Source organism: Escherichia sp. 93.1518, assembly GCF_013368915.2.
Classification (GTDB): domain Bacteria; phylum Pseudomonadota; class Gammaproteobacteria; order Enterobacterales; family Enterobacteriaceae; genus Escherichia; species Escherichia ruysiae.
The window spans coordinates 62,445-88,507 of sequence record NZ_JABWMT020000010.1 but is presented as its reverse complement, the minus strand read 5'-3'; the positions used below and the strand labels follow the sequence as shown (position 1 = coordinate 88,507).

Genomic DNA, 26,063 nt, shown 5'->3' with positions numbered 1-26,063 from the left:
GGGTAAAATTCCACATTTCAAGTTACATGACGCGACAGGCAAACCCTTTCAGATATAGCCCTTCCGGGTAGGTAGCGATCACCGGATGATCGGCTGCCTGACGGAACTGCTCTATAAATTGTATATCACGACCGGCATCAATTGCGGCATCCGCGATGATTTTCTGAAATAAATCGCTGGTCATCAGGCCTGAACAGGAGAAAGTCAGGAGAACACCGCCCTCATTCAGCAACTGAATCGCCAGCATGTTGATGTCTTTATAGCCACGACATGCGCCCATCAACTGGCTTTTGTTCTCAACAAACTTCGGCGGGTCCATTACGATAACGTCAAATTTCTCCCCACGATCGCGATAAGTACGCAGCAATTTAAAGACGTCATCACGCACGAACTCTGCTTTGCTCAGATCCAGTTTGTTCAGCTCAACGTTCTGCCGTGCAATATCCAGTGCTTCCTGGGAGGTATCAACGCTGACAACCTGGCTGCAACCGCCCATTAATGCCGATACCGCGAAACCACCGGTATAGGAGAAACAGTTCAGTACGCGTTTATTTTCAACGTAGCGGCGCGTTGCCAGTCGGCTGTCGCGCTGATCCAGGTAGTAGCCTGTTTTGTGTCCGTGTTGAATGTCCACCAGCAGTTTCATGCCGTGTTCTTCAATCGGCAGCAGGGCTGGTGGCAGTTCGCCAGTGACTGGCCCCTGGGTCAGCTCCATTCCTTCTTTTTTACGTACTGCGACGTCGCTGCGATCGTAAATCGCACATTCCGGGTATAGCGTTTGTAGGGCGCTGATCAATGCCGCGCGCTGATACTCTGCGCCAGCACTCAGCAGTTGCAGCACCAGAAAATTACCGAAACGATCGATAGTTATACCCGGCAGGCCATCGGATTCACCAGCGATTAAACGATAGCTATCGAGGCCATCTTTTTTCGCCAGCCAGTCGCGCCACTTTTGCGCCTGTTGTAAGCGTCGGGTGAAAAAGGCAATGTCGATGGATTCCGAAGGATCGAAAGTCCAGACGCGAGCGCGGATTTGCGAAGCCGGCGAATAAGCGCCGCGTGCTAACCATTTTCCCTGATGATCAACAATATCGATGGTTTCACCGAGGCTGGCTTTACCTTCCATACGGGCAACGGCTCCGGAAAAGACCCACGGATGGCGACGAAGTAATGATTTTTCGCGCCCTTTGGCTAACACTAAACGTACACTCATAATTTACTATTCTGTCGATGCAAAGAAATGGGCGCCATTGTCCGGAGTTTTCCATGGATTTGCAACGCAGCTATAAGGATAAGGAGAGCGGTAATGTCGAAAGTATGCATAATTGCCTGGGTCTATGGGCGAGTTCAGGGGGTAGGCTTTCGCTATACCACGCAGTATGAAGCGAAAAAACTGGGATTAACCGGCTATGCCAAAAACCTTAACGATGGCAGCGTGGAAGTGGTCGCGTGTGGTGAAGAAGGACAGGTGGAAAAATTAATGCAGTGGTTAAAGAGTGGCGGCCCGCGTTCTGCGCGTGTGGAACGGGTACTTAGCGAGCCGCATCATCCCTCGGGGGAATTAACTGATTTTCGTATCCGTTAAATACATTTTACTGGTTTTGGCAGGCCAGCAATTTTGGTGGCTTGCTTTGCCGGGCCTTTGGGGAACAGTCGGTATAAATAGCGGCTGTTACCTTTTTCTTCGCCAAACTTATTCGCCATCGCTTTTACCAGCATACGAATCGCTGGAGAAGTATTGAATTCCAGATAGAAATCACGCACAAAACGCACCACTTCCCAGTGTTCTGGCGACAGCGTAATTCCTTCGTTCTCTGCAATCACCACCGCCAGCGGTTCACTCCACTGGCTGCTTTCTTTGAGATAGCCTTCGGTATCCGTTTCTATCTCTTTACCTTCGAAGATCAGCATAATTTTTTACTACCTTAATCAGACTGGCGGCAGTGTAACAAAAAACAAAGCCCCGCATAAAGCGAGGCTATGAAAGTGTTAGCGGGTGAGATTAATCGCGGCTGGCGAAGCCCAGAATGCTCAGCAGGCTGACGAAGATGTTGTACAGCGACACATACAGGCTAACCGTGGCACGAATGTAGTTCGTTTCACCGCCATGAATGATGTTGCTGGTTTCAAACAGAATCGCGCCAGAGGAGATCAGAATGAATACCGCACTGATTGCCAGATGCAGAGCAGGTAGCTGCAGGAAGATATTCGCTACCATTCCAATCAATACCACCACAATACCTGCCATCAGCATACCGCCGAGGAAAGACATGTCTTTGCGGGTAGTCAGCACATACGCAGAGCAGCAGAAGAACACTAATGCTGTGCCGCCCAGCGCCATAGCGATTACGTCGCCCATTCCGGCAGACAGGTAAGTGTTCAGAATTGGTCCGAGGATATAACCGAGAAAACCGGTAAAGGCGAACGCGGAGATAATCCCGGTCGGCTTATTCGCCGTTTTATAGGTCAGGAACATTAAACCATACATCCCCACCAGCGTCAGAATCAGACCCGGAGATGGCAGCATCAGAACTGTACTGGCCGTTGCGGTAATCGCCGAAAAGGCCAGCGTCAGGCTCAGCAGGAAATAGGTATTACGCAGCACCTTATGGGTGCTAAGTAGCGATGTACGGTCATGTGAAGAACTAACTATACGATCCATGGAGTCACTCTCTATGACAGGTGTAATTAATAAAGCAGCATAATGATATTGCCGAAAGCTACCCAGAGGTTTTACCCATCTTTACGCATTTGATCTGGAACAGATTTAGCAAAGACAGAGTAAGCCATTGGGGATGACATAACGGCATGGCGATTTTGACAGGTAAAAGAAAAAGGGGTTAGCATTTAGCTAACCCCTTATCTTATTTGGCGGAAGCGCAGAGATTCGAACTCTGGAACCCTTTCGGGTCGCCGGTTTTCAAGACCGGTGCCTTCAACCGCTCGGCCACACTTCCGGAATGACGCGAACTATAAACATCCCGATGCGTCGTGTAAACCCCCAATGTGTTTGTTTGCCTGAAAAACAGACAAAATCGTGTTGATTGCGTGAAATAACAGCAATTTGCGCATTCCATCGCCATAAAAATCGCTTCATAACCTTCCTGCGGCAAACCTTAAGGAAAATAAGGTTCATTTTTATCGTTAAAAGATAAATCCACACACTCTGTATTGTTTTGTGCAAAAGTTTCACTACGCTTTATTAACAATACTTTCTGGCGACGTGCGCCAGTGCAGAAGGATGAGCTTTCGTTTTCTGTCTCTCTCGTGAAGCGATGGTTTGCCTTGCTCCAGGGACGTCGCTTGCCGACCAAAAGCGCCCGGCACTCCAGCCGGTGTCGCAAGGAGAAGAGACGTGCTATATGAATAACGAGGAAACCTTTTACCAGGCTATGCGACGTCAGGGGGTTACCCGGCGAAGTTTTCTTAAATATTGCAGTCTGGCTGCCACCTCGCTGGGATTAGGCGCGGGGATGGCACCAAAGATTGCCTGGGCACTGGAGAATAAACCCCGCATTCCAGTGGTGTGGATCCATGGTCTGGAATGCACCTGCTGTACCGAATCTTTTATCCGTTCTGCTCATCCGCTGGCGAAGGATGTCATTCTTTCCCTTATTTCTCTTGACTACGACGATACTCTGATGGCTGCCGCAGGCACTCAGGCAGAGGAAGTCTTTGAAGACATCATCACGCAATACAACGGCAAATATATCCTCGCAGTAGAAGGTAACCCGCCGCTGGGCGAGCAGGGGATGTTCTGTATCAGTAGCGGTCGACCGTTTATTGAGAAACTCAAACGTGCAGCTGCCGGAGCCAGTGCAATTATTGCCTGGGGCACCTGTGCGTCCTGGGGCTGTGTGCAGGCCGCGCGGCCCAATCCTACGCAGGCAACACCCATCGACAAAGTTATTACCGACAAACCTATTATCAAAGTTCCTGGCTGCCCGCCGATCCCGGATGTGATGAGCGCCATCATTACCTATATGGTGACGTTCGATCGCCTGCCGGATGTCGACAGAATGGGGCGTCCGCTAATGTTCTATGGTCAGCGAATCCACGATAAATGTTATCGCCGCGCCCACTTTGATGCCGGAGAGTTCGTGCAGAGTTGGGATGATGACGCCGCGCGCAAAGGTTACTGCCTGTACAAAATGGGCTGCAAAGGGCCAACCACTTATAACGCCTGTTCCTCTACCCGCTGGAATGATGGGGTCTCCTTCCCGATTCAGTCTGGTCACGGCTGCCTGGGCTGTTCTGAAAATGGCTTCTGGGATCGCGGCTCGTTCTACAGTCGCGTGGTCGATATTCCGCAGATGGGAACGCACTCTACCGCCGATACCGTGGGCTTAACCGCGCTTGGTGTCGTGGCAGCGGCTGTTGGTGTACATGCAGTCGCCAGCGCCGTTGACCAGCGCAGACGTCATAACCAGCAACTTGCAGAAGCCGAACAACAGCCGGGCAACGAGGATAAACAGGCATGAGCACTCAGTACGAAACTCAGGGATATACCATCAATAATGCCGGACGTCGCCTGGTGGTCGATCCGATTACGCGCATCGAAGGTCATATGCGCTGCGAAGTGAATATTAACGATCAGAATGTGATTACCAATGCAGTTTCCTGCGGCACTATGTTTCGCGGGCTGGAGATCATCCTGCAAGGCCGCGATCCGCGTGATGCGTGGGCGTTCGTTGAACGTATCTGCGGCGTCTGCACTGGCGTACACGCTCTGGCTTCGGTCTATGCAATTGAGGATGCCATAGGCATTAAAGTGCCGGACAACGCCAATATCATCCGCAACATTATGCTGGCGACCCTCTGGTGCCACGACCATCTGGTCCACTTCTATCAGCTCGCCGGGATGGACTGGATAGATGTGTTAGATGCGCTGAAAGCCGACCCACGAAAAACGTCAGAACTGGCGCAAAGCCTCTCCTCGTGGCCGAAATCATCCCCTGGCTATTTCTTCGACGTACAAAACCGACTGAAGAAATTTGTTGAAGGCGGGCAGTTGGGGATTTTCCGCAACGGCTACTGGGGGCACCCGCAGTACAAACTGCCGCCAGAAGCCAACCTGATGGGCTTTGCCCACTATCTCGAAGCCCTCGATTTCCAGCGGGAGATCGTCAAAATTCACGCCGTTTTTGGTGGTAAAAACCCACATCCGAACTGGATTGTCGGCGGGATGCCGTGCGCCATTAACATTGACGAAAGCGGCGCGGTCGGGGCGGTCAATATGGAACGCCTGAACCTGGTGCTGTCGATTATCACCCGCACGGCGGATTTCATTAACAACGTGATGATCCCCGACGCCTTAGCCATCGGTCAGTTCAACAAACCGTGGAGCGAAATCGGCACTGGTCTTTCTGATAAATGTGTCCTCAGCTACGGCGCATTCCCGGATATTGCCAACGACTTTGGCGAGAAAAGTCTGCTGATGCCTAGCGGCGCGGTGATTAACGGCGACTTCAACAATGTGCTGCCAGTGGATTTGGTTGATCCGCAGCAGGTGCAGGAGTTTGTCGATCACGCCTGGTATCGTTATCCCAACGATCAGGTCGGGCGTCATCCGTTCGATGGCATCACCGACCCGTGGTACAACCCTGGCGATGTCAAAGGCAGCGATACCAACATTCAGCAACTGAATGAACAGGAACGTTACTCGTGGATCAAAGCGCCACGCTGGCGCGGTAACGCGATGGAAGTAGGGCCGCTGGCACGCACATTGATCGCTTATCACAAAGGCGATGCAGCGACCGTTGAGTCGATCGATCGTATGATGTCGGCGCTGAACCTGCCGCTTTCCGGTATCCAGTCAACGTTGGGCCGCATTTTGTGCCGCGCACACGAAGCGCAGTGGGCCGCAGGCAAGTTGCAATATTTCTTCGACAAGCTGATGACCAACCTGAAAAACGGCAATCTTGCCACTGCCTCTACCGAAAAATGGGAGCCTGCGACCTGGCCGAAAGAGTGCCGTGGCGTCGGTTTTACCGAAGCACCGCGCGGGGCGTTAGGTCACTGGGCCGCCATTCGCGATGGCAAGATTGATCTCTACCAGTGCGTGGTGCCGACCACCTGGAACGCCAGCCCGCGCGATCCCAAAGGGCAGATTGGCGCTTATGAAGCGGCGCTGATGAACACCAAAATGGCGATCCCCGAGCAACCGCTGGAGATCCTTCGTACTCTGCACAGCTTTGACCCGTGCCTCGCCTGTTCAACACACGTGCTGGGCGACGACGGTAGCGAGCTTATCTCCGTGCAGGTGCGTTAACAGCGAAGGAGAATCATCATGCAACAGAAAAGCGACAACGTTGTCAGCCATTATGTCTTTGAAGCACCTGTGCGGATATGGCACTGGCTGACGGTGTTATGCATGGCGGTGTTGATGGTCACCGGTTACTTTATCGGCAAGCCGCTGCCTTCGGTCAGTGGCGAGGCGACGTATCTGTTCTATATGGGCTACATCAGGTTAATTCACTTCAGCGCAGGCATGATTTTTACCGTGATATTGCTAATGCGGATTTACTGGGCGTTCGTTGGTAATCGCTATTCACGCGAGCTTTTCATCGTGCCGGTATGGCGTAAAAGCTGGTGGCTGGGCGTGTGGTATGAAATCCGCTGGTATCTGTTTCTGGCAAAACGCCCGAGCGCCGACATCGGTCATAACCCCATCGCCCAGGCGGCGATGTTCGGCTATTTCCTGATGTCGGTCTTTATGATCATCACAGGTTTTGCGCTGTACAGCGAACACAGCCAGTACGCTATTTTTGCGCCGTTCCGTTATGTGGTGGAGTTTTTCTACTGGACGGGCGGCAACTCGCTGGACATTCACAGCTGGCATCGGCTGGGGATGTGGCTAATTGGTGCGTTTGTGATCGGTCATGTCTATATGGCGCTGCGTGAAGACATCATGTCCGACGACACGGTGATCTCCACCATGGTGAACGGCTACCGCAGCCACAAGTTTTTTAAAGTCAAAAGCAACAAGGAGCGTTCATGAGCGAGCAGCGCGTGGTGGTGATGGGGCTGGGCAACCTGCTGTGGGCCGATGAAGGTTTCGGCGTGCGGGTGGCGGAACGGCTATATGCCCATTATCACTGGCCCGAAAACGTGGAGATTGTCGATGGCGGCACTCAGGGGCTGAATTTGCTGGGCTACGTTGAAAGCGCCAGCCACTTGTTGATCCTCGATGCCATTGATTATGGGCTGGAGCCAGGAACGCTACGGACGTATGCCGGAGAGCGCATTCCGGCATACCTCAGCGCGAAGAAAATGAGTCTGCACCAGAACAGTTTCTCCGAAGTGTTGGCGCTGGCGGATATACGTGGTCATTTGCCAGCACGTATTGCCCTCGTCGGTCTGCAACCCGCGATGCTCGACGACTACGGCGGCAGCCTGAGCGAGCTGGCGCGTGAACAACTGCCAGCAGCAGAACAGTTGGCGCTGGCGCAACTGGCTGAGTGGGGAATAGTGCCGCATCTGGCAGAGGAATCACGCTGTCTCAACTATGACTGTCTGTCGATGGAAAATTATGAAGGCGTTCGCTTACGCCAGTACCGGATGACGCTGGAGGAGCAGGGATGATCAATGACTCTCCTTTTAATGCGTTGTGGCAGCGTATGCTGGCGCGTGGATGGACACCTGTCACAGAATCCAGCCTTGATGACTGGTTATCGCAGGCGCCAGACGGCGTAGTGCTGTTAAGCAGCGATCCGAAACGCACGCCGGAGGTCAGCGATAATCCGGTAATGATTGGCGAATTACTGCGCGAATTTCCAGACTATGTTTGGCAGGTGGCGGTAGCCGATCTTGCACAGAGCGAAGCCATCGGCGATCGCTTTGGTGTTTTTCGCTTTCCCGCCACACTGGTGTTTACCGGCGGTAGCTATCGCGGCGTGCTGAATGGTATTCACCCGTGGGCGGAGCTGATAAACCTGATGCGTGGGCTTGTCGAACCGCAACAGGAGCGTGCCTCATGAGTGACACTTTTTTCCATTTGCTGGGGCCAGGAACGCAACCGAACGATGACAGTTTCAGTATGAATCCACTGCCGATCACCTGTCAGGTGAATGATGAACCGAGTATGGAGGCCCTAGAGCAATGTGCTCACAGCCCGCAGGTGATTGCGCTGTTAAACGAGTTACAACATCAACTAAGCGAGCGCCAGCTGCCGCTGGGCGAGGTGCTGTCAGTCGATCTGTTAAATCTCAACGCCGACGATCGTCACTTTATCAATACGCTTCTCGGGGAAGGGGAAGTGTCAGTGCGCATTCAACAGGCTGACGACAGTGAAAGTGAAATACAGGAGACGATCTTCTGCGGATTATGGCGGGTGCGCAGACGTTGCGGCGAACAGTTGCTGGAGGACAAACTGGAGGCTGGCTGCGCGCCGCTGGCATTGTGGCAGGCGGCAACGCAAAACGTCTTGCCGACAGATTCGCTGTTACCGCCGCCCATTGATGGTCTGATGAATGGCCTACCGTTGGCTCATGAAATACTGGCACATGTACGTAATCCTGACGCGCAGCCGCACAGCATTAATCTGACGCAATTACCTATCAGCGAGGCTGATCGGCTTTTTCTCTCACGTCTCTGTGGGCCGGGAAATATTCAGATTCGCACCATTGGCTATGGCGAGAGCTATATCAACGCCACCGGGTTACGCCATGTCTGGCATTTACGCTGCACGGACACCCTAAAAGGCCCGCTGCTTGAGAGTTATGAAATCTGCCCTATACCGGAAGTTGTGCTGGCAGCGCCGGAAGATTTGGCGGATTCTGCGCAGCGGTTGGGCGAGGTGTGCCAGTGGCTGGTGGAAAACGAGCAACAGTGAAAACGGCGGCAAATGTCGCTTTCAGTCTTATGAATATCGCAATCAGCGAATACAACCACCTACAAACTGTAAGGGTAAAAAGGGAGATCTACTATTAAAGGGTTATTTCCCTCTCTTCGCCTACAGGAGTTCGCATGTGGGATGTTATTGACTTATCGCGCTGGCAGTTTGCACTGACCGCGCTGTACCACTTTTTATTCGTGCCCCTTACCCTGGGGCTGATTTTTTTGCTGGCTATCATGGAAACCATTTACGTGGTCACCGGCAAAACAGTCTACCGCGATATGACGCGTTTCTGGGGTAAGCTCTTCGGTATCAACTTCGCTCTCGGCGTGGCCACCGGCCTGACGATGGAGTTTCAGTTTGGTACTAACTGGTCATTCTATTCCAACTATGTGGGCGACATTTTTGGCGCACCGCTGGCGATGGAAGCATTAATGGCCTTCTTCCTCGAATCCACCTTTGTCGGTCTGTTCTTCTTCGGCTGGCAACGGCTGAATAAATACCAGCATCTGCTGGTTACCTGGCTGGTGGCATTCGGTTCCAATATCTCCGCATTGTGGATTTTGAATGCCAACGGCTGGATGCAGTTCCCGACCGGCGCGCATTTCGATATCGACACCCTGCGTATGGAGATGACCAATTTCAGCGATCTGGTTTTTAACCCTGTCAGCCAGGTGAAGTTTGTCCATACGGTGATGGCGGGTTATGTGACCGGGGCGATGTTCATTATGGCGATCAGCGCCTGGTATTTACTGCGCGGACGGGAGCGTGATGTTGCGCTACGTTCGTTTGCCATTGGCTCGGTCTTTGGCACACTGGCGATAATCGGCGCGCTGCAACTTGGAGACAGTTCTGCTTATGAAGTCGCACGCGTTCAGCCGGTAAAACTGGCAGCAATGGAAGGGGAGTGGCAAACCGAACCCGCACCTGCGCCGTTCCATCTTGTTGCCTGGCCGGAACAGGATCAAGAACGTAATGCCTTTGCCATCAAAATTCCCGCACTGTTAGGGATCCTCGCCACTCACTCATTAGATAAGCCCGTTCCGGGGCTGAAAAATTTGATGGCTGAAACCTATCCACGCTTGCAACGCGGACGTATGGCCTGGCTGCTGATGCAGGAGATCTCGCAGGGCAACCGTGAGCCACATGTTCTGCAGGCGTTTCGTAATCTGGAAAGCGATCTCGGTTACGGCATGTTGCTCTCCCGCTATGCGCCGGATATGAATCATGTCACACCTGCGCAGTATCAGGCGGCGATGCGTGGCGCTATTCCACAGGTTGCGCCGGTGTTCTGGAGTTTCCGCATCATGGTGGGCTGCGGTTCGCTGCTGTTACTGGTAATGCTGATTGCGCTCGTTCAGACGCTGCGCGGCAAAATCGACCAGCATCGTTGGGTGCTGAAAATGGCGCTCTGGAGTTTGCCACTGCCGTGGATTGCCATTGAAGCCGGGTGGTTTATGACCGAGTTTGGTCGTCAGCCGTGGGCGATTCAGGACATTTTACCGACATACTCCGCGCACTCCGCATTAACCACGGGCCAACTGGCTTTCTCACTGATCATGATCGTAGGGCTTTATACCCTGTTCTTAATCGCCGAAGTCTACCTGATGCAGAAATATGCCCGTCTGGGGCCGAGCGCGATGCAGAGTGAACAACCGACGCAGCAACAGGGGTAAAGGAGAGAATCATGTTTGATTATGAAACATTGCGCTTCATCTGGTGGCTGCTGATTGGCGTCATCCTGGTGGTCTTTATGATCTCCGATGGATTTGACATGGGGATTGGCTGTCTGCTGCCGCTGGTGGCACGTGATGATGATGAACGTCGGGTATTGATTAACAGCGTTGGCGCGCACTGGGAAGGCAACCAGGTCTGGTTGATTCTTGCGGGCGGGGCATTATTTGCCGCCTGGCCCAGAGTCTATGCAGCGGCGTTTTCTGGTTTTTACGTGGCGATGATTCTGGTGCTGTGCTCGCTGTTCTTTCGCCCGCTGGCTTTTGATTATCGTGGAAAAATCGCCGATGCACGCTGGCGTAAAATGTGGGATGCCGGTCTGGTCATCGGTAGTCTGGTGCCGCCGGTGGTCTTCGGTATCGCGTTCGGCAATTTGTTACTTGGCGTGCCGTTTGTCTTCACGCCGCAATTACGCGTGGAGTACCTCGGTTCTTTCTGGCAATTGCTGACACCGTTCCCATTACTGTGTGGTTTGCTCAGTCTGGGCATGGTGATTTTGCAAGGGGGCGTCTGGTTACAACTAAAAACAGTCGGTGCTATTCACCTGCGTTCGCAACTGGCGACCAAACGCGCTGCGCTGTTGGTCATGCTGTGCTTTTTGCTGGCGGGGTACTGGCTGTGGGTGGGTATTGATGGCTTCGTATTGCTTGCCCAGGATGTTAACGGCCCGTCCAATCCGTTAATGAAACTGGTTGCCGTACTGCCCGGTGCCTGGATGAATAATTTTGTTGAATCGCCGATATTGTGGATCTTCCCGCTGCTGGGGTTTTTCTGCCCGTTACTGACAGTGATGGCGATTTATCGTGGTCGCCCCGGTTGGGGATTTCTGCTGGCATCATTGATGCAATTTGGCGTTATCTTCACGGCAGGTATCACGCTGTTTCCGTTTGTCATGCCTTCGAACATCAGTCCGATCTCCAGCCTGACGCTGTGGGACAGCACCTCCAGTCAGCTGACGTTGAGCATTATGTTAGTAATTGTGCTGATATTTTTGCCTATTGTGTTGCTCTACACTGTATGGAGCTACTACAAAATGTGGGGGCGCATGACAACTGAAACTCTTCGCCGTCACGATAGTGAGCTGTACTAAGGAGGGATGATCAATGTGGTATTTATTGTGGTTCGTCGGAATTTTGTTGATGTGTTCACTCTCCACCGTGGTGTTGGTATGGCTGGAACAGCGTCTGAAAGGTTGATTTGACGCACAACGAACGTAGGCCTGATGGGACGCATCAGCGTCGCATCAGGCAATAATGCGAAACATGAAAAACGGAAACCTGGCGATGAAAGCGATTTTGATCCCCTTTTTTTCTCTTTTGCTTCCGTTAACACCGCTACCTGCATTTGCTCAGGGGGCGCCGGAACTGAAGCTGGAAAGTGTAGTGATTGTCAGCCGTCATGGTGTGCGGGCACCCACCAAATCTACGCAACTCATGCAGGACGTTACTCCAGACACCTGGCCTGGCTGGCCGGTGAAGCTGGGTTGGCTGACACCACGAGGCGGTGAGCTGATCTCTTATCTCGGACATTACCAACGCCAACGCCTGGTGGCTGACGGTTTACTGGCAAAAAATGGTTGCCCGAAAGCTGGGCAGGTCGAGATTATTGCCGATGTCGACGAGCGCACTCGTAAAACAGGTGAAGCCTTTGCTGCCGGGCTGGCTCCCGATTGTGCAATAACCGTACATACTCAGTCAGACACTTCCCGTCCCGATCCGTTATTTAATCCCCTGAAAACCGGTGTTTGCCAACTGGATAAAGTGAACGTGACTGAGGCGATTCTCAGCAGGGCAGGCGGCTCTCTCGTTGATTTTACCGATCATCGGCAAACGGCATTTCACGAACTGGAGCGGGTACTCAATTTTCCGCAATCAAGTCTGTGCCTCAAACGAGAGAAACAAGACGAAAGCTGTTCGTTCACGCAGGCATTACCCTCTGAACTCAAGGTGAGTGCTGATAACGTCTCATTAACAGGTGCGGTAAGCCTCGCATCCATGCTGACGGAGATCTTTCTCCTGCAACAAGCACAGGGAATGCCGGAGCCTGGCTGGGGACGAATCACTGATTCACATCAGTGGAACACCTTATTAAGTCTGCATAATGCGCAGTTTTATTTGCTGCAACGTACCCCTGACGTGGCTCGTAGCCGTGCCACACCGTTGTTGGATTTAGTTCTGACGGCGCTGACGCCAAACAACCCGCAAAAATCGATCTATGGAATTACGCTACCGACTTCACTGTTGTTTATTGCCGGGCACGATACCAACCTGGCGAATCTCGGTGGCGCACTGAAGCTTAACTGGACGCTGCCGGGCCAACCGGATAACACCCCGCCGGGTGGTGAACTGGTATTTGAACGCTGGCGGCGGCTAAGTGATAACAGTCAATGGATTCAGGTTTCGCTGGTATTCCAGACCTTGCAGCAGATGCGTGATAAAACGCCGCTATCGCTAAAAACGCCGCCTGGAGAGGTAAAACTGACACTGGCAGAATGTGAGGAGAGAAACGCGCAGGGCATGTGTTCACTGGCGGATTTTACGCAAATAGTGAATGAAGCGCGCATTCCGGCATGTAGTTTACATCAGGATAAATAAACATTTGCCGCTGTTGGTCCACGCAGGCCATTAATGCGGCAAAATTCTACGCGTAATCCTGGGATGAGCACTTCTGCGTCGCGGGGACTGAATGCGGAAATATGAACCTGGACTTCTTTACGACCGTCGGAGGGGATGATGAATCCTTTGCCGCTTTTGCGATCAAAGGTTTTGACAATTCCTGTCATTTTACGGGACAAACAAATTCCTTACTAAAAATACTGCGCTGCACTATACGGTGTTAATAAAATAAAGCCAGTGATATTTAAGACCGCCGGACGGCTAAAATAAAATTTGCTTAATCATATTTATCATGCGTTAATAGCTGCGTCGGTTTGAAAGACAGACAGCATACAAAGTAGTTTACTAAAGCAGTTCTCATTATCAGGCATTATCCCCTTCTTTTGAGTCTCTCTCCTGAACACTAAGTAGTTTCTGTAATAAAGCCCTGTTTGCCGAAAGGCCCAAAATGAAGGAAGTAAAATATGTCTAATAAAATGACTGGTTTAGTAAAATGGTTTAACGCAGATAAAGGTTTTGGCTTTATCACTCCTGATGATGGCAGCAAGGACGTTTTCGTTCATTTCACCGCCATCCAGAGCAATGAATTCCGCACTCTGAATGAAAATCAGAAAGTCGAATTTTCTATTGAGCAGGGGCAGCGTGGTCCCTCGGCAGCGAACGTTGTTACGCTCTAAGGTTGCCGTTATTACTCAACATCTCCATTTCCGCTGTCCATGTTGTCATGGTTCACAGTACCGCACATCGGCATTCGATGTGACGGAGCGAAACCCTTTGGGCGCTAAGTGTATTTTCTGTAAATCGACGATGATCACCTTTGATAACGTTGCCTTGCAAATACGCACTGACCATGCGCCGCTGGATTTCACAAAATAATATCAGGCTCCCTCGCGGAGCCTTTTTTATATCTTCTGTTTGCACTTATCCCTGTACGCATATTGAGCGATAACCTACTGATTATTGAATCTTTCATGCAGATGGCTTATAACATTTCTAACCTGACCAGGGGATCGGAACCAACACCTTGCTGGCGTGTTGCTGTCTTTTAAGACCAGAAGAGGTTAACAGTGAATATTGAAGAGCTAAAAAAACAAGCCGAAACGGAAATCTCCGAGTTTATTGCGCAAAAAATCGCCGAGTTGAATAAGAACACAGGGAAAGAAGTCTCTGAAATTCGCTTTACTGCGCGGGAGAAAATGACCGGGCTTGAAGGTTATGACGTCAAAATCAAAATAATGTGATTTTGTGAACATCACCCCGCACGAGGTGATGTTCCGCTTGTTGCTATTTTAATGACCAATCATTGGTGCTTGCGGAATTAAGCGTCGATACAATTCTTCTGGCACCGGGCTTTGCCATACGCCCGCATACATCGCATAACCAATCACCGCAAACATAATCCCCAGAACCAGTAGCGTCATTAACCAGCCAGACAACGCAAAGGCCTTTTTATTTGCCGCAGGTTTTTGCAGCGAAAAAGTTAATGTTGAAGCGACCGGACATGACTCGACGCAGGTCATACAGCCGGTACATTCCACCGTTCTAACCTGGATTAATTTATCGACAGGTATCCGTGACGGACAATTATTTGCGCATTTGCCGCAGTCGATACAACTTTCGGCATTGCGACGAATCTTAAACGGCGAAAATAATGAAACCAGTCCCATCAGCGCACCATACGGGCAGAGATAACGACACCAGGCATGGCGAATAAACAGGCTGGCAATCAGTAAAACGATCACGCTGATTAACGTCGCTGTTCCCATATGGCGAAAGAAATCGAGCATTTTAACGTCCATCACCACGCTGTAGGGCGATAACATAAAATAGTGAATCGCCTGAGCGGGCATCAATAACGCGATATAGAGAAAAAAACTCAACAGCAAATATTTCACTGCGCGCAGAGGAATATCCAGCCAGCGGGGAAGGGCAAATTGCCGACCAAACAGTTTTTCCCCGAGATCGCCGATTAATTCAGAAAGCGTACCAACCGGGCATAGCCATGAACAAAAGGCTTTTTTCAGCAACAGACTGATGATGATAAAAGCGACCAGCAACAGCATCGCAGCGGCATGGACGGAAGGTAATTGACCTGTCTCAAGGCTGTATTTCAGATTCATCAGACCGGCAATCGGTAGCCAGCCTTCGATGCCTCCCGGCCTGGCGACAAATGCCGTATTACCTGCTGTTTCGTAATAGCGCACCCAGTACCAGAAGGTGACGGCAATATAAATATTGATTGCTAACAGTAATAATTGCGTCGCTTTACGCCAGGTGGTGGCATTGCGCCAGTCATTCCACGGTAATTTGCCGCCCGTCGTGCCTGGCCGCCGCTGCCAGCGGGTTCTTTTTTTCTCTGTCATGATTTTGCCAGCCCGTTAAGTTGCATACTAAATGCCACTATTCTAAATATTCTTAACTGGCTGATATTGATTCAAATCGCGTTCAGGTCTTTCTTATTCAACCACGTTTCCAGAGCGGCAACACTGCGTGTAATTTCTTCGTGTGGGAGGGGCGCAGATAATGGTTGCTGCTCCAGTTGCGCGCATAGCTGGCTGGCGCTACGCATTCCCAGACTCGAGCAGCTGCTTTTTAGCTGGTGCGCGGCACGTTTAATTTTTTCGCCGTCCCGTCTGGCGCGGGCCGCGTCTATTTCATCGAGAAGTGGCAGGGCATGTTGTTTAAATAATGTCAGCCATTCGCGAATCTTCTCCGTCCCCATTAACTGAGCATCTTCATGGAGTTGCGATACATCCAGCGATTGATCGTTATTGGTTTGCAGTTGGAGATAGTGCGCCAGTAACTGACCGAGCACTTCACGCGGCACCGGTTTAGGGATTATCCCGCGAAAGAGCGAACTGGTACGCTGGCGCAACGTTTCGTCGATGACATGGGCGCTAAAGCCAATCAAAACCAGCGACGGATATTGCTGTGCCAGTTGCCGGGCAAGGGTAATGCCGTCGATATCCGGCAGATCAAAATCCACCAGTGCGGCAGCAAACGGTTCACTATTTTGCAACGTCTCTATTGCCTGCGCGGCATTTCCCACGGCAACGACCTGCGCACCACTGGTGTTCAGCATCTCAACGGTAATTCGCTGGGTTAGCGGGTTATCTTCAATTAACAGCAAACGTACACCATCCAGACGTACAGCCTGATTGACTGTTTTGCACACGGGTGCAGTGGCAACACGTAACGGCAAGCGTAAACAAAAACAGCTTCCAACCTCCGGCGTGCTGGTGGCGCTCAGTTCGCCACCCATCGCCTGGGCCAGACTGCTACTGATAGTCAGCCCCAGCCCGGTGCCGCCGCGTTTGCCGCTCACCTGAACGAATGGTTGGAAGATTTCTGTCAGTTTCGCGGGATCAATACCGCAGCCGCTGTCTTCCACTTCGACCAGCCATTGCTTGCCATCAGTGCGACTGCGCAGGATAATCTGCCCCTTGTCAGTGAAACGCAGGGCGTTGCTCAACAGATTGGTAATAACCTGGCGAATACGTCGCGGATCGCCCATTAACGCGGTCGGCATATCATCGGCAATTTCCATTGCCAGTCGAATCGGACGACCTTTCACCCGTCCGCCCATTAATTGCAGGGTACTTTCCAGCAGCGGGCGTGGTTCAAAGGGTTCATCGCTGACCGAAACATTCTTGCCGCCTGCTTCGATAGCCGAATAATCGAGAATATCGTTAAGGATGGTCAGCAGCGATTCTCCAGAGTCGGTAATTGCCCGCAAATCATCACGCTGGGCGTTAAGTGCGGGGTTATCTGCCAGCAGTTGCGCGGTGCCGAGAATACCGTACAGCGGTGTGCGGATCTCATGACTCATCGCCGCCAGAAATGCCGATTTTGCCTGGCTGGCTTTTTCTGCTTCCGCCCGTGCCTGTCGGTGTTCTACTACCAGCTCCTGCAATTCGGCCGTGCGTGCTTTGACCTGCGCCGCCAGATGTTCGCGGTGGCGATTAAGCGCATGAACACTGCTGCGAAACGCATCCATCAGCCGCCCAATGGTATCCAGTTCCCGCACGCCAGCGGTTTCCGGGAAAGGGGAGTCGATATCGCCGTCCAGCAAGCGTTGCAGCGCCTGCGTTTGTTCGGCTAGTGGGCGAGTGACTGAACGATAAACCACACGCCAGAGGATCAGAATCAGTGCGCAAAGTGAAACTATTCCCAGCAATAACAGGCTGTATTGCCCGCGTGTACTGGCTTTTTCCAGATGCGCCAGTCCGTGCTGATTACGCAGCTCAATGGTGTCGACCAGCTGACTGACTTCGCTACTAAACTGCGCGAACTGGGCGATGTTATTTTGGGTGAGAGTTTGCAGGCGATTGCTGATTTCACTGTCCTGCTGATACAGCGCCAGCAAATCGCTATATTGGCTAACGGTAGTTAACGTTGTTGCGACCTGAGCACGAACTCCCGGATCTTCAATGCGTATTTGCCGACGTTGCAGAATTTTCACCGCATTATTGAGCTGCTTTTCCAGCGTTGGCGCATTTTTCTGGATCTGTTCCAGCCCCAGATTCATCACCATTTGCTGCACCCGCAGAGCACTAAGGCGCAGTTCATTCATCTGGTTAACATACTCAAGATCGATATCAATCAGCCGATCGAGTGCACTTTCAGCAGCCTGACGCTGATGTTGTTCGATCAAATCGTAAATCCCGGCCTGGGTAGCTCCGGCGGAGGTGGCCGCATTATTCGCCTGACCTTGCGCCAGGCGTGCGATTTTATCGGCGGCGGCGACTATCTGCTGACTGAGTCGCTGTTGTTGCTGGCGCAGTTGCAAACGCTGCCCCACCAGCTTCCCTTGTTGACGTAACGAACGGGAAATCTCCTGCTCCTGTTGTTCAATAGCGGTGGTATCAAAACCTTGTTCCCGTAACGCTTGCAGCAACGCATTAATCTTCAGGCTTTGTGCGGTGAGCATTCGCCCCTGCGCCTGCCACATCTTTTCGTTATCGGCACTGGTCAGGTTCTGCGCGGCGAAAAGTTCCCAGGCGCTGGCTTCGCTCAACTGGCGCGCCATATTCATGGTAGGAATCAATGCCTGAGTGTTGTCTTTTTCCACCTGGCTGATAAAGCGCAGGTTGTACCATCCCACCAGGGTACTGGTCAGGGTTAACAGCGCCATCAGGGCAAAGCCCATCCAGAGTCTTCGGGTCAGGGTTAAATTCACGGTCGGTGCACTTAAGGTGAAAAAGGTTGAGTCGCAAAGCGGAATGCATCTAGCATAAAGCCTTATTATTGATGAGGCTATCATGCGCGTACTGCTATTTTTACTTCTTTCCCTTTTCATGTTATCGGCATTTTCGGTTGATAACCTGTTGCGCTGGCATGATGCGCAGCATTTCACGGTGCAAGCCTCTATGCCGCTTAAAGCCAAACGCGTATGGAAACTGTGCGCGCTTTATCCCAGCCTGAAAGATTCATACTGGTTATCGTTGAACTATGGTATGCAGGAGGCTGCCCGCCGCTACGGTGTGGATTTAAAAGTGCTGGAGGCAGGCGGCTACAGCCAGTTGGCTACCCAGCAAGCACAAATCGACCAGTGTAAAGAGTGGGGCGCAGAGGCCATTTTGCTCGGTAGTAGCACGACGTCATTTCCCGATCTGCAAAAGCAGGTAGCAAGTCTGCCGGTGATCGAACTGGTAAATGCTATTGATGCTCCCCAGGTGAAAAGCCGCGTTGGTGTGCCCTGGTTTCAGATGGGCTATCAACCAGGACGATATCTGGTGCAATGGGCGCACGGTAAACCACTGAACGTGCTGTTGATGCCCGGACCCGATAACGCCGGGGGCAGTAAGGAGATGGTCGAGGGTTTTCGCGCAGCCATTGCCGGAAGCCCGGTGCGTATTGTTGATATTGCGCTTGGTGATAACGATATTGAAATCCAGCGTAACCTGTTGCAGGAGATGCTGGAGCGCCATCCAGAAATCGACGTCGTTGCCGGAACGGCCATTGCGGCAGAGGCGGCTATGGGTGAAGGGCGCAACCTGAAAACGCCGCTTACCGTGGTGTCGTTTTATCTTTCACATCAGGTGTATCGCGGGCTGAAGCGGGGAAGAGTGATTATGGCTGCCAGCGATCAAATGGTCTGGCAGGGGGAACTGGCGGTTGAGCAGGCCATCAGGCAATTACAGGGGCAATCGGTGTCTGATAATGTCAGCCCACCGATTTTAGTTCTGACGCCGAAAAATGCCGACCGTGAACATATCCGCCGCTCGCTGTCGCCAGGGGGATTTCGTCCGGTCTATTTTTATCAGCACACATCAGCGGCTAAGAAATAACCTTCGCCATGTTGCGTCACCAGTAAATCCGCGCTGAGTTTATGGCGTAAACGACGAATTAACACATCGACGGTGCGCAGGTCAGGGTTTTCCACCCGACGCGCAGAAAGCATACGCAGCAGACGTTCACGGCTGAGAATTTCGCCCGGATTCGTCACAAATGCCACCAACATTTCATACTCTGCGCGGGTCAGTTTAATCGGCTCGCCATCCCGCTCCAGCGTATGGCGCGACACATTCAGGCAATAACCGGCAAAGCGATAGCAGTTGTCCTGAGTGTGCGGTTGAGCTTGTCGCGCGAGGTCGATTCGCCAGAGCAGATTTTTTACCCGTACTACCAGTTCGCGCAGTTCCAGCGGTTTGGTGACGTAATCGTCTGCGCCCATTTCCAGCCCAACAATACGGTCAATTCGATCGCTGCGTCCGGTAACCAGAATAATCCCCACCGTTGAGCGTTCTCGCAGGGCGCGGGTTAACATCAGGCCATTTTCATCGGGTAAGTTGATATCCAGCAGAATCAAATCCACTGGCTGATTCTGCATAATTTCCCGCAGTCCGGCACCGCTCGCCGTAACGGAAACGGTATACCCCTCCTGAGTGAAGTAGGTTTGTAATCGCGCCTGGGTAACCGGCTCATCTTCAACAATAACAATATGATGTGGCATCAGAGGGTTTTACTCATTCTGTTCATATCTGTTCATATTCTGCCGTAAGCCGTTCATCCTGACCAGTGCCGCTGTTCATATTTGCTCATTAAGATCGCTTCACTAAACCATAATTTTACAGGGGCTATTATGCGGAAACTCTGGAACGCGCTACGCCGACCCAGTGCTCGTTGGTCGGTACTGGCGCTGGTCGCTACTGGGATTGTGATTGGCATTGCGCTGATTGTATTGCCACACGTTGGGATCAAAGTCACCAGCACAACCGAATTTTGTGTCAGTTGCCACAGTATGCAACCGGTGTATGAAGAATATAAACAGTCGGTGCATTTCCAGAACGCCTCCGGCGTGCGAGCTGAATGCCATGACTGTCATATCCCGCCGGATATTCCAGGCATGGTGAAGCGCAAACTGGAAGCGAGCAACGATATCTACCAGACCTTTATTGCCCACTCCATTGATACACCTGAAAAATTCGAAGCCAAACGCGCGGAACTTGCCGAGCGTGAGTGGGCGCGAATGAAAGAAAACAACTCGGCAACCTGCCGCTCCTGCCATAACTACGATGCGATGGATCATGCGAAGCAGCATCCGGAAGCGGCACGTCAGATGAAGGTGGCAGCGAAAGATAATCAATCCTGCATCGACTGTCATAAAGGTATTGCCCACCAGTTACCGGATATGAGTAGCGGCTTCCGTAAGCAGTTCGATGAGTTGCGCGCCAGTGCTAATGACAGTGGTGACACGCTGTACTCTATTGATATTAAGCCGATTTATGCGGCGAAAGGCGATAAAGAAGCCTCTGGTTCTCTGCTGCCTGCTTCGGAAGTGAAAGTCCTTAAACGTGACGGCGACTGGCTGCAAATTGAAATTACCGGCTGGACGGAAAGCGCCGGACGTCAGCGTGTACTCACCCAATTGCCAGGTAAACGCATCTTTGTTGCCTCGATTCGTGGTGATGTGCAGCAGCAGGTGAAAACGCTGGAGAAAACCACCGTAGCCGACACCAATACCGAGTGGAGCAAGTTACAGGCCACCGCGTGGATGAAGAAAGGCGACATGGTGAACGATATCAAACCGATCTGGGCTTATGCGGATTCGCTGTACAACGGCACCTGTAACCAGTGCCACGGCGCACCGGAAATATCCCACTTTGACGCTAACGGTTGGATCGGCACGCTCAACGGCATGATTGGCTTTACCAGCCTCGATAAACGTGAAGAACGCACCTTGTTGAAATATCTGCAAATGAATGCGTCTGACACCGCAGGTAAGGCTCACGGCGATAAGAAGGAAGAAAAATAATGAACAATAACGATCTCTTTCAGGCATCACGTCGGCGTTTTCTGGCACAACTCGGCGGCTTAACCGTCGCCGGGATGCTGGGGACGTCATTGTTAACGCCGCGCCGTGCGACTGCGGCGCAAGCGGCGACTGAGGCTGTCATCTCGAAAGAGGGTATTCTTACCGGGTCGCACTGGGGGGCTATCCGCGCGACGGTGAAGGATGGTCGCTTTGTGGCAGCAAAACCGTTCGAACTGGATAAATATCCGTCGAAAATGATCGCCGGATTGCCGGATCATGTACACAACGCGGCGCGTATTCGTTACCCGATGGTACGCGTGGACTGGCTGCGTAAGCGCCATCTGAGCGACACCTCCCAGCGCGGTGATAACCGTTTTGTGCGCGTGAGCTGGGATGAAGCCCTCGACATGTTCTATGAAGAACTGGAACGCGTACAGAAAACTCACGGGCCGAGTGCCTTGCTGACCGCCAGTGGTTGGCAATCGACGGGGATGTTCCATAACGCTTCGGGGATGCTGGCGAAAGCTATTGCCTTACATGGTAATAGCGTGGGTACGGGCGGAGATTACTCCACCGGTGCTGCGCAGGTGATCCTGCCGCGCGTGGTCGGCTCAATGGAAGTGTATGAACAGCAGACCTCCTGGCCGCTGGTATTGCAAAACAGCAAAACCATTGTGCTGTGGGGCTCCGATTTGCTGAAAAACCAGCAAGCGAACTGGTGGTGCCCGGATCACGATGTTTATGAATATTACGAGCAGCTAAAAGCGAAAGTCGCTGCCGGTGAAGTTGTGGTCATCAGCATCGATCCGGTTGTCACATCCACCCATGAGTATCTGGGGCGCGAGCATGTGAAGCACATTGCGGTTAACCCGCAAACTGACGTGCCGCTGCAACTGGCGCTGGCACATACGCTGTACAGTGAAAACCTGTACGACAAAAACTTCCTCGCTAACTACTGTGTGGGTTTTGAGCAGTTCCTGCCGTATCTGCTGGGTGAGAAAGACGGTCAGCCGAAAGATGCCGCATGGGCTGAAAAACTGACCGGCATTGATGCCGAAACCATTCGTGGGCTGGCGCGGCAGATGGCGGCGAACAGAACGCAAATTATTGCTGGCTGGTGCGTGCAGCGTATGCAGCACGGTGAACAGTGGGCGTGGATGATTGTCGTTCTGGCGGCGATGCTGGGGCAAATTGGCCTGCCAGGTGGTGGCTTTGGTTTTGGCTGGCACTATAACGGCGCAGGCACGCCGGGGCGTAAAGGCGTTATTCTGAGTGGTTTCTCCGGCTCTACGTCGATTCCGCCTGTTCACGACAACAGTGACTACAAAGGCTACAGCAGCACCATTCCGATTGCCCGTTTTATCGATGCGATCCTCGAACCGGGGAAAGTGATCAACTGGAACGGTAAATCGGTAAAACTGCCGCCGCTGAAAATGTGTATTTTTGCCGGAACTAACCCGTTCCATCGCCATCAGCAGATCAACCGCATTATTGAAGGCTGGCGCAAGCTGGAAACGGTTATCGCCATAGATAACCAGTGGACCTCAACCTGCCGCTTTGCCGACATCGTGCTGCCTGCGACCACGCAGTTTGAGCGTAACGATCTCGACCAGTACGGCAACCACTCCAACCGTGGCATTATCGCCATGAAACAGGTCGTGCCGCCGCAGTTCGAGGCGCGCAACGACTTTGATATTTTCCGCGAGCTGTGCCGCCGCTTTAATCGCGAAGAAGCCTTTACCGAAGGGCTGGACGAAATGGGCTGGCTGAAACGCATCTGGCAGGAAGGTGTACAACAAGGCAAAGGGCGCGGCGTTCATCTGCCAGCGTTTGATGACTTCTGGAATAACAAAGAGTACGTCGAGTTTGACCATCCGCAGATGTTTGTTCGCCACCAGGCATTCCGCGAAGATCCGGATCTCGAACCGCTGGGCACGCCGAGTGGCCTGATTGAGATCTACTCGAAAACCATCGCCGATATGAACTACGACGATTGTCAGGGGCATCCGATGTGGTTTGAGAAAATCGAACGCTCCCACGGTGGGCCTGGCTCGCAAAAGTATCCGTTGCATCTGCAATCTGTGCATCCGGATTTCCGACTTCACTCGCAGTTATGTGAGTCGGAAACGCTGCGTCAGCAATATACGGTAGCGGGTAAAGAGCCAGTGTTCATTAACCCGCAGGATGCCAGCGCGCGCGGTATTCGTAACGGTGATGTGGTACGCGTGTTTAACGCTCGCGGTCAGGTGTTGGCAGGAGCAGTAGTTTCTGACCGCTATGCGCCCGGCGTGGCGCGAATTCACGAAGGGGCATGGTACGATCCAGATAAAGGTGGCGAGCGTGGTGCGCTGTGCAAATACGGTAACCCCAACGTGTTGACCATCGACATCGGTACTTCACAGCTGGCGCAGGCGACCAGTGCGCACACTACGCTGGTAGAAATTGAGAAGTACAACGGAACAGTGGAGCAGGTAACGGCGTTTAACGGCCCCGTGGAGATGGTGGCGCAGTGCGAATATGTTCCCGCGTCGCAGGTGAAATCATGACTTCACTAACGGCGGAGCAGACGGCCTGTGTTTACGCCTGGCTGGCGCAGTTGTTCTCCCGTGAACTGGACGATGAACAACTGACGCAAATCGCCAGTGCGCAGATGTCTGAATGGTTTTCTTTGCTGAAAAGCGAACCGCCGTTAGCTGCGGCGGTGAACGAACTGGAAGCTAAAATCGCCGCATTGACGGTTCGTGACGACGCCCGTCTGGAACTCGCCGCTGACTTTTGCGGACTGTTTCTGATGACTGACAAACAAGCGGCGCTGCCTTATGCATCGGCCTACAAACAGGACGAGCAAGAGATTAAACGCTTGTTAGTTGAGGCGGGGATGGAAACCAGTGGCAATTTCAACGAACCGTCAGATCATCTGGCGATCTATCTGGAGTTGTTAAGTCATCTGCATTTTTCACTGGGAGAGGGGACTGTTCCTGCGCGAAGAATCGACTGTTTGCGGCAAAAAACGCTAACGGCACTGTGGCAATGGTTACCTGAGTTTGCTGCGCGTTGCCATCGGTATGATAGCTTTGGTTTTTACGCGGCACTAAGCCAGTTGTTGCTTGCGATAACCAATAGAGATAATGCCGATTTGTAAGCCTGATAAGACGTGTTAAGCGTCGCATCAGGCATTATGGCAGAGCCGCCGGATGCGGCGTGAACGCCTTATCCTGCCTACGGGAACAATGCCCTTCGTAGGCCTGATAAGACGCGTTAAGCGTCGCATCAGGCAACAAACTCACGGATGAGCCACAAACCGGGAAAGCCGCTGGCGCAGCAGGCGGTTTTCCTGCTTCAGGTGCGCAATATCATCCATTAACGTCAGCGCCACCGCGATCCCAGGCCAGTCCAGAGCCAGTTCATGACGCAGGCGTACTGCGCGTTGCACCACGATGGCGGCATGGTCGTCAAACACCCAGGTTGTTTCCTGGATCTCACGCGGTTCAACCACCCCCAAACCGACAATTTCATTCAACTCCTCTTCAGAGATGCCGGTATGCAGGCAAAATTCGGTAATGGTAAAAGTCACCGTAACATTAGCCATCATGCTTTCCCCCAATCTTTACGTGGATCAAAAGACGACTGGGCGTCTGCCAGTTGTTGCCACAGCGCGGTAGTGTTCTCATCCGGTTTCGGTGGCATGACGATTTTCAGCACTGCATACAGGTCGCCGGTCTGTTTTTTGCTGACCAGACCTTTGCCTTTAACGCGTAATCGTTGCCCGGCCTGACTGCCTGGCGGGATAGTCAGCAAAATGCTTTCTTTCAGTGTTGGTACAGTGACTTTTGCACCCAGTGCCGCTTCCCACGGGCTAACCGGCACCACAATTTCCAGATCCTGACCGACAATATCAAACAACGGATGCGGCGCAATATGAATCACCAGCCACAGGTCGCCATTTGGACCACCGTTTTCGCCCGGCGTCCCCTGGCCTTTCAGACGGATGCGTTGACCATTGCCGACGCCCGCCGGGATCTTCACATTCAGCGTTTTCGGGATTTCCTGTTCGATCATGCCAAAGGCGTTATAAACCGGCAGGTTATAGCTGATGGTACGCTTATGCTCAGTAAGCGTTTCTTCGAGGAATACCGCCACTTCGATTTCAATATCGTGGCCGCGTGTGGCGGGGCGTTGACGGCTCTGGCGGGCATGCTGACCGAAAATTGACGAGAAGATATCGTCAAAATCTTCGGCGTTAAAACTCTGACCGTCGCCATGCTGGAACTGACGGCTAAATTGCGGATCGTTGCGATGTTGCCACATCTGATCATACTCAGCGCGACGTTGTTCATCACTTAACACTTCCCAGGCTTCAGCGACCTCTTTGAAGCGGGCTTCGGCATCCGGTTCTTTGCTGACATCAGGATGGTATTTGCGGGCCAGTCGACGATAGGCGGTCTTGATTGTCTTGAGATCGTCCGTCGGTTTCACGCCCATGATGGCGTAATAATCCTTTAATTCCATAGCGTTATCTCGCGTAAATCAATACAGACAAAGGGAAACCCCTGACAAGGTATCAGTGTTAAGTGTAGGGGAAATCAGAAAAAATCGTAGGCCAGAGACAACAACATAACTA

General features: G+C 52.3%; 28 protein-coding genes, 1 tRNA gene and 1 pseudogene. 20 read left to right on the top strand and 10 right to left on the bottom strand.

Annotation, left to right across the window (positions count from 1 at the left end; all coding sequences use genetic code 11):
• Positions 1 to 22: 22 nt before the first annotated feature.
• Positions 23 to 1,213: a 23S rRNA (cytosine(1962)-C(5))-methyltransferase RlmI gene (rlmI, locus tag HEN21_RS09680; protein ID WP_000116312.1), complete on the bottom strand. Its 1,191-nt coding sequence runs from the start codon at positions 1,211 to 1,213 to the stop codon at positions 23 to 25.
• Between the two features lie 93 nt (positions 1,214 to 1,306).
• Between rlmI and yccX the strand changes: the two genes are divergently transcribed.
• Positions 1,307 to 1,585: an acylphosphatase gene (gene yccX / locus HEN21_RS09675; protein ID WP_176252270.1), complete on the top strand. Its 279-nt coding sequence runs from the start codon at positions 1,307 to 1,309 to the stop codon at positions 1,583 to 1,585.
• Here the strand turns inward: yccX and tusE are convergent.
• The 3 genes from tusE to HEN21_RS09660 form a co-directional block, all read right to left on the bottom strand.
• A complete protein-coding gene (tusE, locus tag HEN21_RS09670) occupies positions 1,582 to 1,911 on the bottom strand; it encodes a sulfurtransferase TusE (protein WP_000904443.1) in 330 nt (109 codons plus the stop codon). The two genes, yccX and tusE, sit on opposite strands and share 4 nt — an antisense overlap.
• Before the next feature lie 91 nt (positions 1,912 to 2,002).
• A complete protein-coding gene (gene yccA, locus HEN21_RS09665) occupies positions 2,003 to 2,662 on the bottom strand; it encodes an FtsH protease modulator YccA (RefSeq protein ID WP_000375136.1) in 660 nt (219 codons plus the stop codon).
• Between the two features lie 207 nt (positions 2,663 to 2,869).
• Positions 2,870 to 2,957 (bottom strand) — tRNA-Ser (locus HEN21_RS09660).
• A gap of 405 nt (positions 2,958 to 3,362) precedes the next feature.
• Between HEN21_RS09660 and hyaA the strand changes: the two genes are divergently transcribed.
• The 10 genes from hyaA to HEN21_RS09610 all read left to right on the top strand — a co-directional run bounded on the left by hyaA (position 3,363) and on the right by HEN21_RS09610 (position 13,164).
• Positions 3,363 to 4,481, top strand: coding sequence for a hydrogenase 1 small subunit (gene hyaA, locus HEN21_RS09655; protein WP_010344442.1), 1,119 nt, complete (start codon positions 3,363 to 3,365; stop codon positions 4,479 to 4,481).
• Complete coding sequence (gene hyaB / locus HEN21_RS09650; RefSeq protein ID WP_176252271.1) at positions 4,478 to 6,271, top strand: Ni/Fe-hydrogenase large subunit; 1,794 nt, start codon at positions 4,478 to 4,480, stop codon at positions 6,269 to 6,271. Before hyaA ends, hyaB begins: the two co-directional genes overlap by 4 nt.
• Before the next feature lie 18 nt (positions 6,272 to 6,289).
• A complete protein-coding gene (hyaC, locus tag HEN21_RS09645; RefSeq protein WP_176252272.1) occupies positions 6,290 to 7,000 on the top strand; it encodes a Ni/Fe-hydrogenase b-type cytochrome subunit in 711 nt (236 codons plus the stop codon).
• Complete coding sequence (gene hyaD, locus HEN21_RS09640; protein WP_176252273.1) at positions 6,997 to 7,584, top strand: hydrogenase 1 maturation protease; 588 nt, start codon at positions 6,997 to 6,999, stop codon at positions 7,582 to 7,584. Before hyaC ends, hyaD begins: the two co-directional genes overlap by 4 nt.
• Positions 7,581 to 7,979, top strand: a complete 399-nt coding sequence (gene hyaE, locus HEN21_RS09635; RefSeq protein ID WP_000606444.1) for a hydrogenase-1 operon protein HyaE — start codon at positions 7,581 to 7,583, stop codon at positions 7,977 to 7,979. Before hyaD ends, hyaE begins: the two co-directional genes overlap by 4 nt.
• Entirely contained in the window at positions 7,976 to 8,833 is an 858-nt protein-coding gene (locus HEN21_RS09630; RefSeq protein WP_176252274.1) for a hydrogenase expression/formation protein, read from the top strand. The genes hyaE and HEN21_RS09630 overlap by 4 nt, the downstream gene beginning before the upstream one ends.
• A gap of 134 nt (positions 8,834 to 8,967) precedes the next feature.
• On the top strand, positions 8,968 to 10,512 hold the full coding sequence (appC, locus tag HEN21_RS09625) for a cytochrome bd-II oxidase subunit 1 (protein ID WP_176252275.1): 1,545 nt from the start codon (positions 8,968 to 8,970) through the stop codon (positions 10,510 to 10,512).
• Between the two features lie 11 nt (positions 10,513 to 10,523).
• Positions 10,524 to 11,660: a cytochrome d ubiquinol oxidase subunit II gene (gene appB, locus HEN21_RS09620; RefSeq protein WP_176252276.1), complete on the top strand. Its 1,137-nt coding sequence runs from the start codon at positions 10,524 to 10,526 to the stop codon at positions 11,658 to 11,660.
• 13 nt (positions 11,661 to 11,673) lie between these two features.
• Positions 11,674 to 11,766, top strand: a complete 93-nt coding sequence (cbdX, locus tag HEN21_RS09615) for a cytochrome bd-II oxidase subunit CbdX (RefSeq protein ID WP_000270308.1) — start codon at positions 11,674 to 11,676, stop codon at positions 11,764 to 11,766.
• 87 nt (positions 11,767 to 11,853) lie between these two features.
• Positions 11,854 to 13,164: an AppA family phytase/histidine-type acid phosphatase gene (locus tag HEN21_RS09610; protein ID WP_024191095.1), complete on the top strand. Its 1,311-nt coding sequence runs from the start codon at positions 11,854 to 11,856 to the stop codon at positions 13,162 to 13,164.
• Here the strand turns inward: HEN21_RS09610 and cspH are convergent.
• On the bottom strand, positions 13,152 to 13,364 hold the full coding sequence (cspH, locus tag HEN21_RS09605; RefSeq protein ID WP_000087759.1) for a cold shock-like protein CspH: 213 nt from the start codon (positions 13,362 to 13,364) through the stop codon (positions 13,152 to 13,154). The genes HEN21_RS09610 and cspH overlap by 13 nt on opposite strands.
• Positions 13,365 to 13,649: 285 nt before the next feature.
• On the opposite strand from cspH, the gene cspG reads away from it, so the two are divergent.
• From cspG to HEN21_RS09580, 5 genes and pseudogenes are all read left to right on the top strand, one after another.
• Positions 13,650 to 13,862, top strand: a complete 213-nt coding sequence (gene cspG, locus HEN21_RS09600) for a cold shock protein CspG (protein WP_000066493.1) — start codon at positions 13,650 to 13,652, stop codon at positions 13,860 to 13,862.
• 10 nt (positions 13,863 to 13,872) lie between these two features.
• Positions 13,873 to 14,061 (top strand): cold shock small protein YmcF, encoded by a 189-nt coding sequence (gene ymcF / locus HEN21_RS09595; protein WP_071524879.1) that lies wholly within the window; start codon positions 13,873 to 13,875, stop codon positions 14,059 to 14,061.
• Positions 14,036 to 14,234, top strand: a pseudogene (locus HEN21_RS22850) (protein YmcE). Before ymcF ends, HEN21_RS22850 begins: the two are co-directional and overlap by 26 nt.
• The gene (locus HEN21_RS23415; RefSeq protein WP_135486412.1) at positions 14,213 to 14,263 is read left to right on the top strand and encodes a hypothetical protein; all 51 of its coding nucleotides are present in this window, start codon (positions 14,213 to 14,215) and stop codon (positions 14,261 to 14,263) included. Before HEN21_RS22850 ends, HEN21_RS23415 begins: the two are co-directional and overlap by 22 nt.
• Positions 14,253 to 14,426, top strand: a complete 174-nt coding sequence (locus tag HEN21_RS09580) for a GnsA/GnsB family addiction module toxin (RefSeq protein WP_001019202.1) — start codon at positions 14,253 to 14,255, stop codon at positions 14,424 to 14,426. The genes HEN21_RS23415 and HEN21_RS09580 overlap by 11 nt, the downstream gene beginning before the upstream one ends.
• Before the next feature lie 48 nt (positions 14,427 to 14,474).
• Here the strand turns inward: HEN21_RS09580 and HEN21_RS09575 are convergent, their stop codons facing one another.
• Both HEN21_RS09575 and torS read right to left on the bottom strand, forming a co-directional pair.
• Positions 14,475 to 15,548 carry a 4Fe-4S binding protein gene (locus HEN21_RS09575; protein ID WP_176252277.1) on the bottom strand — a complete coding sequence of 358 codons (1,074 nt, stop codon included), beginning with the start codon at positions 15,546 to 15,548 and terminating at the stop codon, positions 14,475 to 14,477.
• Positions 15,549 to 15,619: 71 nt separating this feature from the next.
• Positions 15,620 to 18,364: a TMAO reductase system sensor histidine kinase/response regulator TorS gene (gene torS / locus HEN21_RS09570; RefSeq protein WP_176252278.1), complete on the bottom strand. Its 2,745-nt coding sequence runs from the start codon at positions 18,362 to 18,364 to the stop codon at positions 15,620 to 15,622.
• A gap of 82 nt (positions 18,365 to 18,446) precedes the next feature.
• Between torS and torT the strand changes: the two genes are divergently transcribed.
• Positions 18,447 to 19,475: a TMAO reductase system periplasmic protein TorT gene (gene torT / locus HEN21_RS09565; RefSeq protein ID WP_176252279.1), complete on the top strand. Its 1,029-nt coding sequence runs from the start codon at positions 18,447 to 18,449 to the stop codon at positions 19,473 to 19,475.
• Here the strand turns inward: torT and torR are convergent.
• Positions 19,448 to 20,140 carry a two-component system response regulator TorR gene (torR, locus tag HEN21_RS09560; RefSeq protein WP_001120129.1) on the bottom strand — a complete coding sequence of 231 codons (693 nt, stop codon included), beginning with the start codon at positions 20,138 to 20,140 and terminating at the stop codon, positions 19,448 to 19,450. The genes torT and torR overlap by 28 nt on opposite strands.
• A 129-nt stretch (positions 20,141 to 20,269) precedes the next feature.
• Between torR and torC the strand changes: the two genes are divergently transcribed.
• The 3 genes from torC to torD are packed head-to-tail and all read left to right on the top strand — an operon-like array spanning position 20,270 to position 24,584.
• The gene (torC, locus tag HEN21_RS09555) at positions 20,270 to 21,442 is read left to right on the top strand and encodes a pentaheme c-type cytochrome TorC (protein WP_176252280.1); all 1,173 of its coding nucleotides are present in this window, start codon (positions 20,270 to 20,272) and stop codon (positions 21,440 to 21,442) included.
• Positions 21,442 to 23,988 carry a trimethylamine-N-oxide reductase TorA gene (gene torA / locus HEN21_RS09550; protein WP_176252281.1) on the top strand — a complete coding sequence of 849 codons (2,547 nt, stop codon included), beginning with the start codon at positions 21,442 to 21,444 and terminating at the stop codon, positions 23,986 to 23,988. Before torC ends, torA begins: the two co-directional genes overlap by 1 nt.
• Positions 23,985 to 24,584, top strand: a complete 600-nt coding sequence (gene torD / locus HEN21_RS09545) for a molecular chaperone TorD (RefSeq protein ID WP_176252282.1) — start codon at positions 23,985 to 23,987, stop codon at positions 24,582 to 24,584. Before torA ends, torD begins: the two co-directional genes overlap by 4 nt.
• Before the next feature lie 141 nt (positions 24,585 to 24,725).
• On the opposite strand, the gene cbpM is transcribed toward torD, so the two are convergent.
• Entirely contained in the window at positions 24,726 to 25,031 is a 306-nt protein-coding gene (cbpM, locus tag HEN21_RS09540; RefSeq protein ID WP_000024560.1) for a chaperone modulator CbpM, read from the bottom strand.
• The gene (cbpA, locus tag HEN21_RS09535; protein WP_176252283.1) at positions 25,031 to 25,951 is read right to left on the bottom strand and encodes a curved DNA-binding protein; all 921 of its coding nucleotides are present in this window, start codon (positions 25,949 to 25,951) and stop codon (positions 25,031 to 25,033) included. The genes cbpM and cbpA overlap by 1 nt, the downstream gene beginning before the upstream one ends.
• Positions 25,952 to 26,063 lie beyond the last annotated feature (112 nt).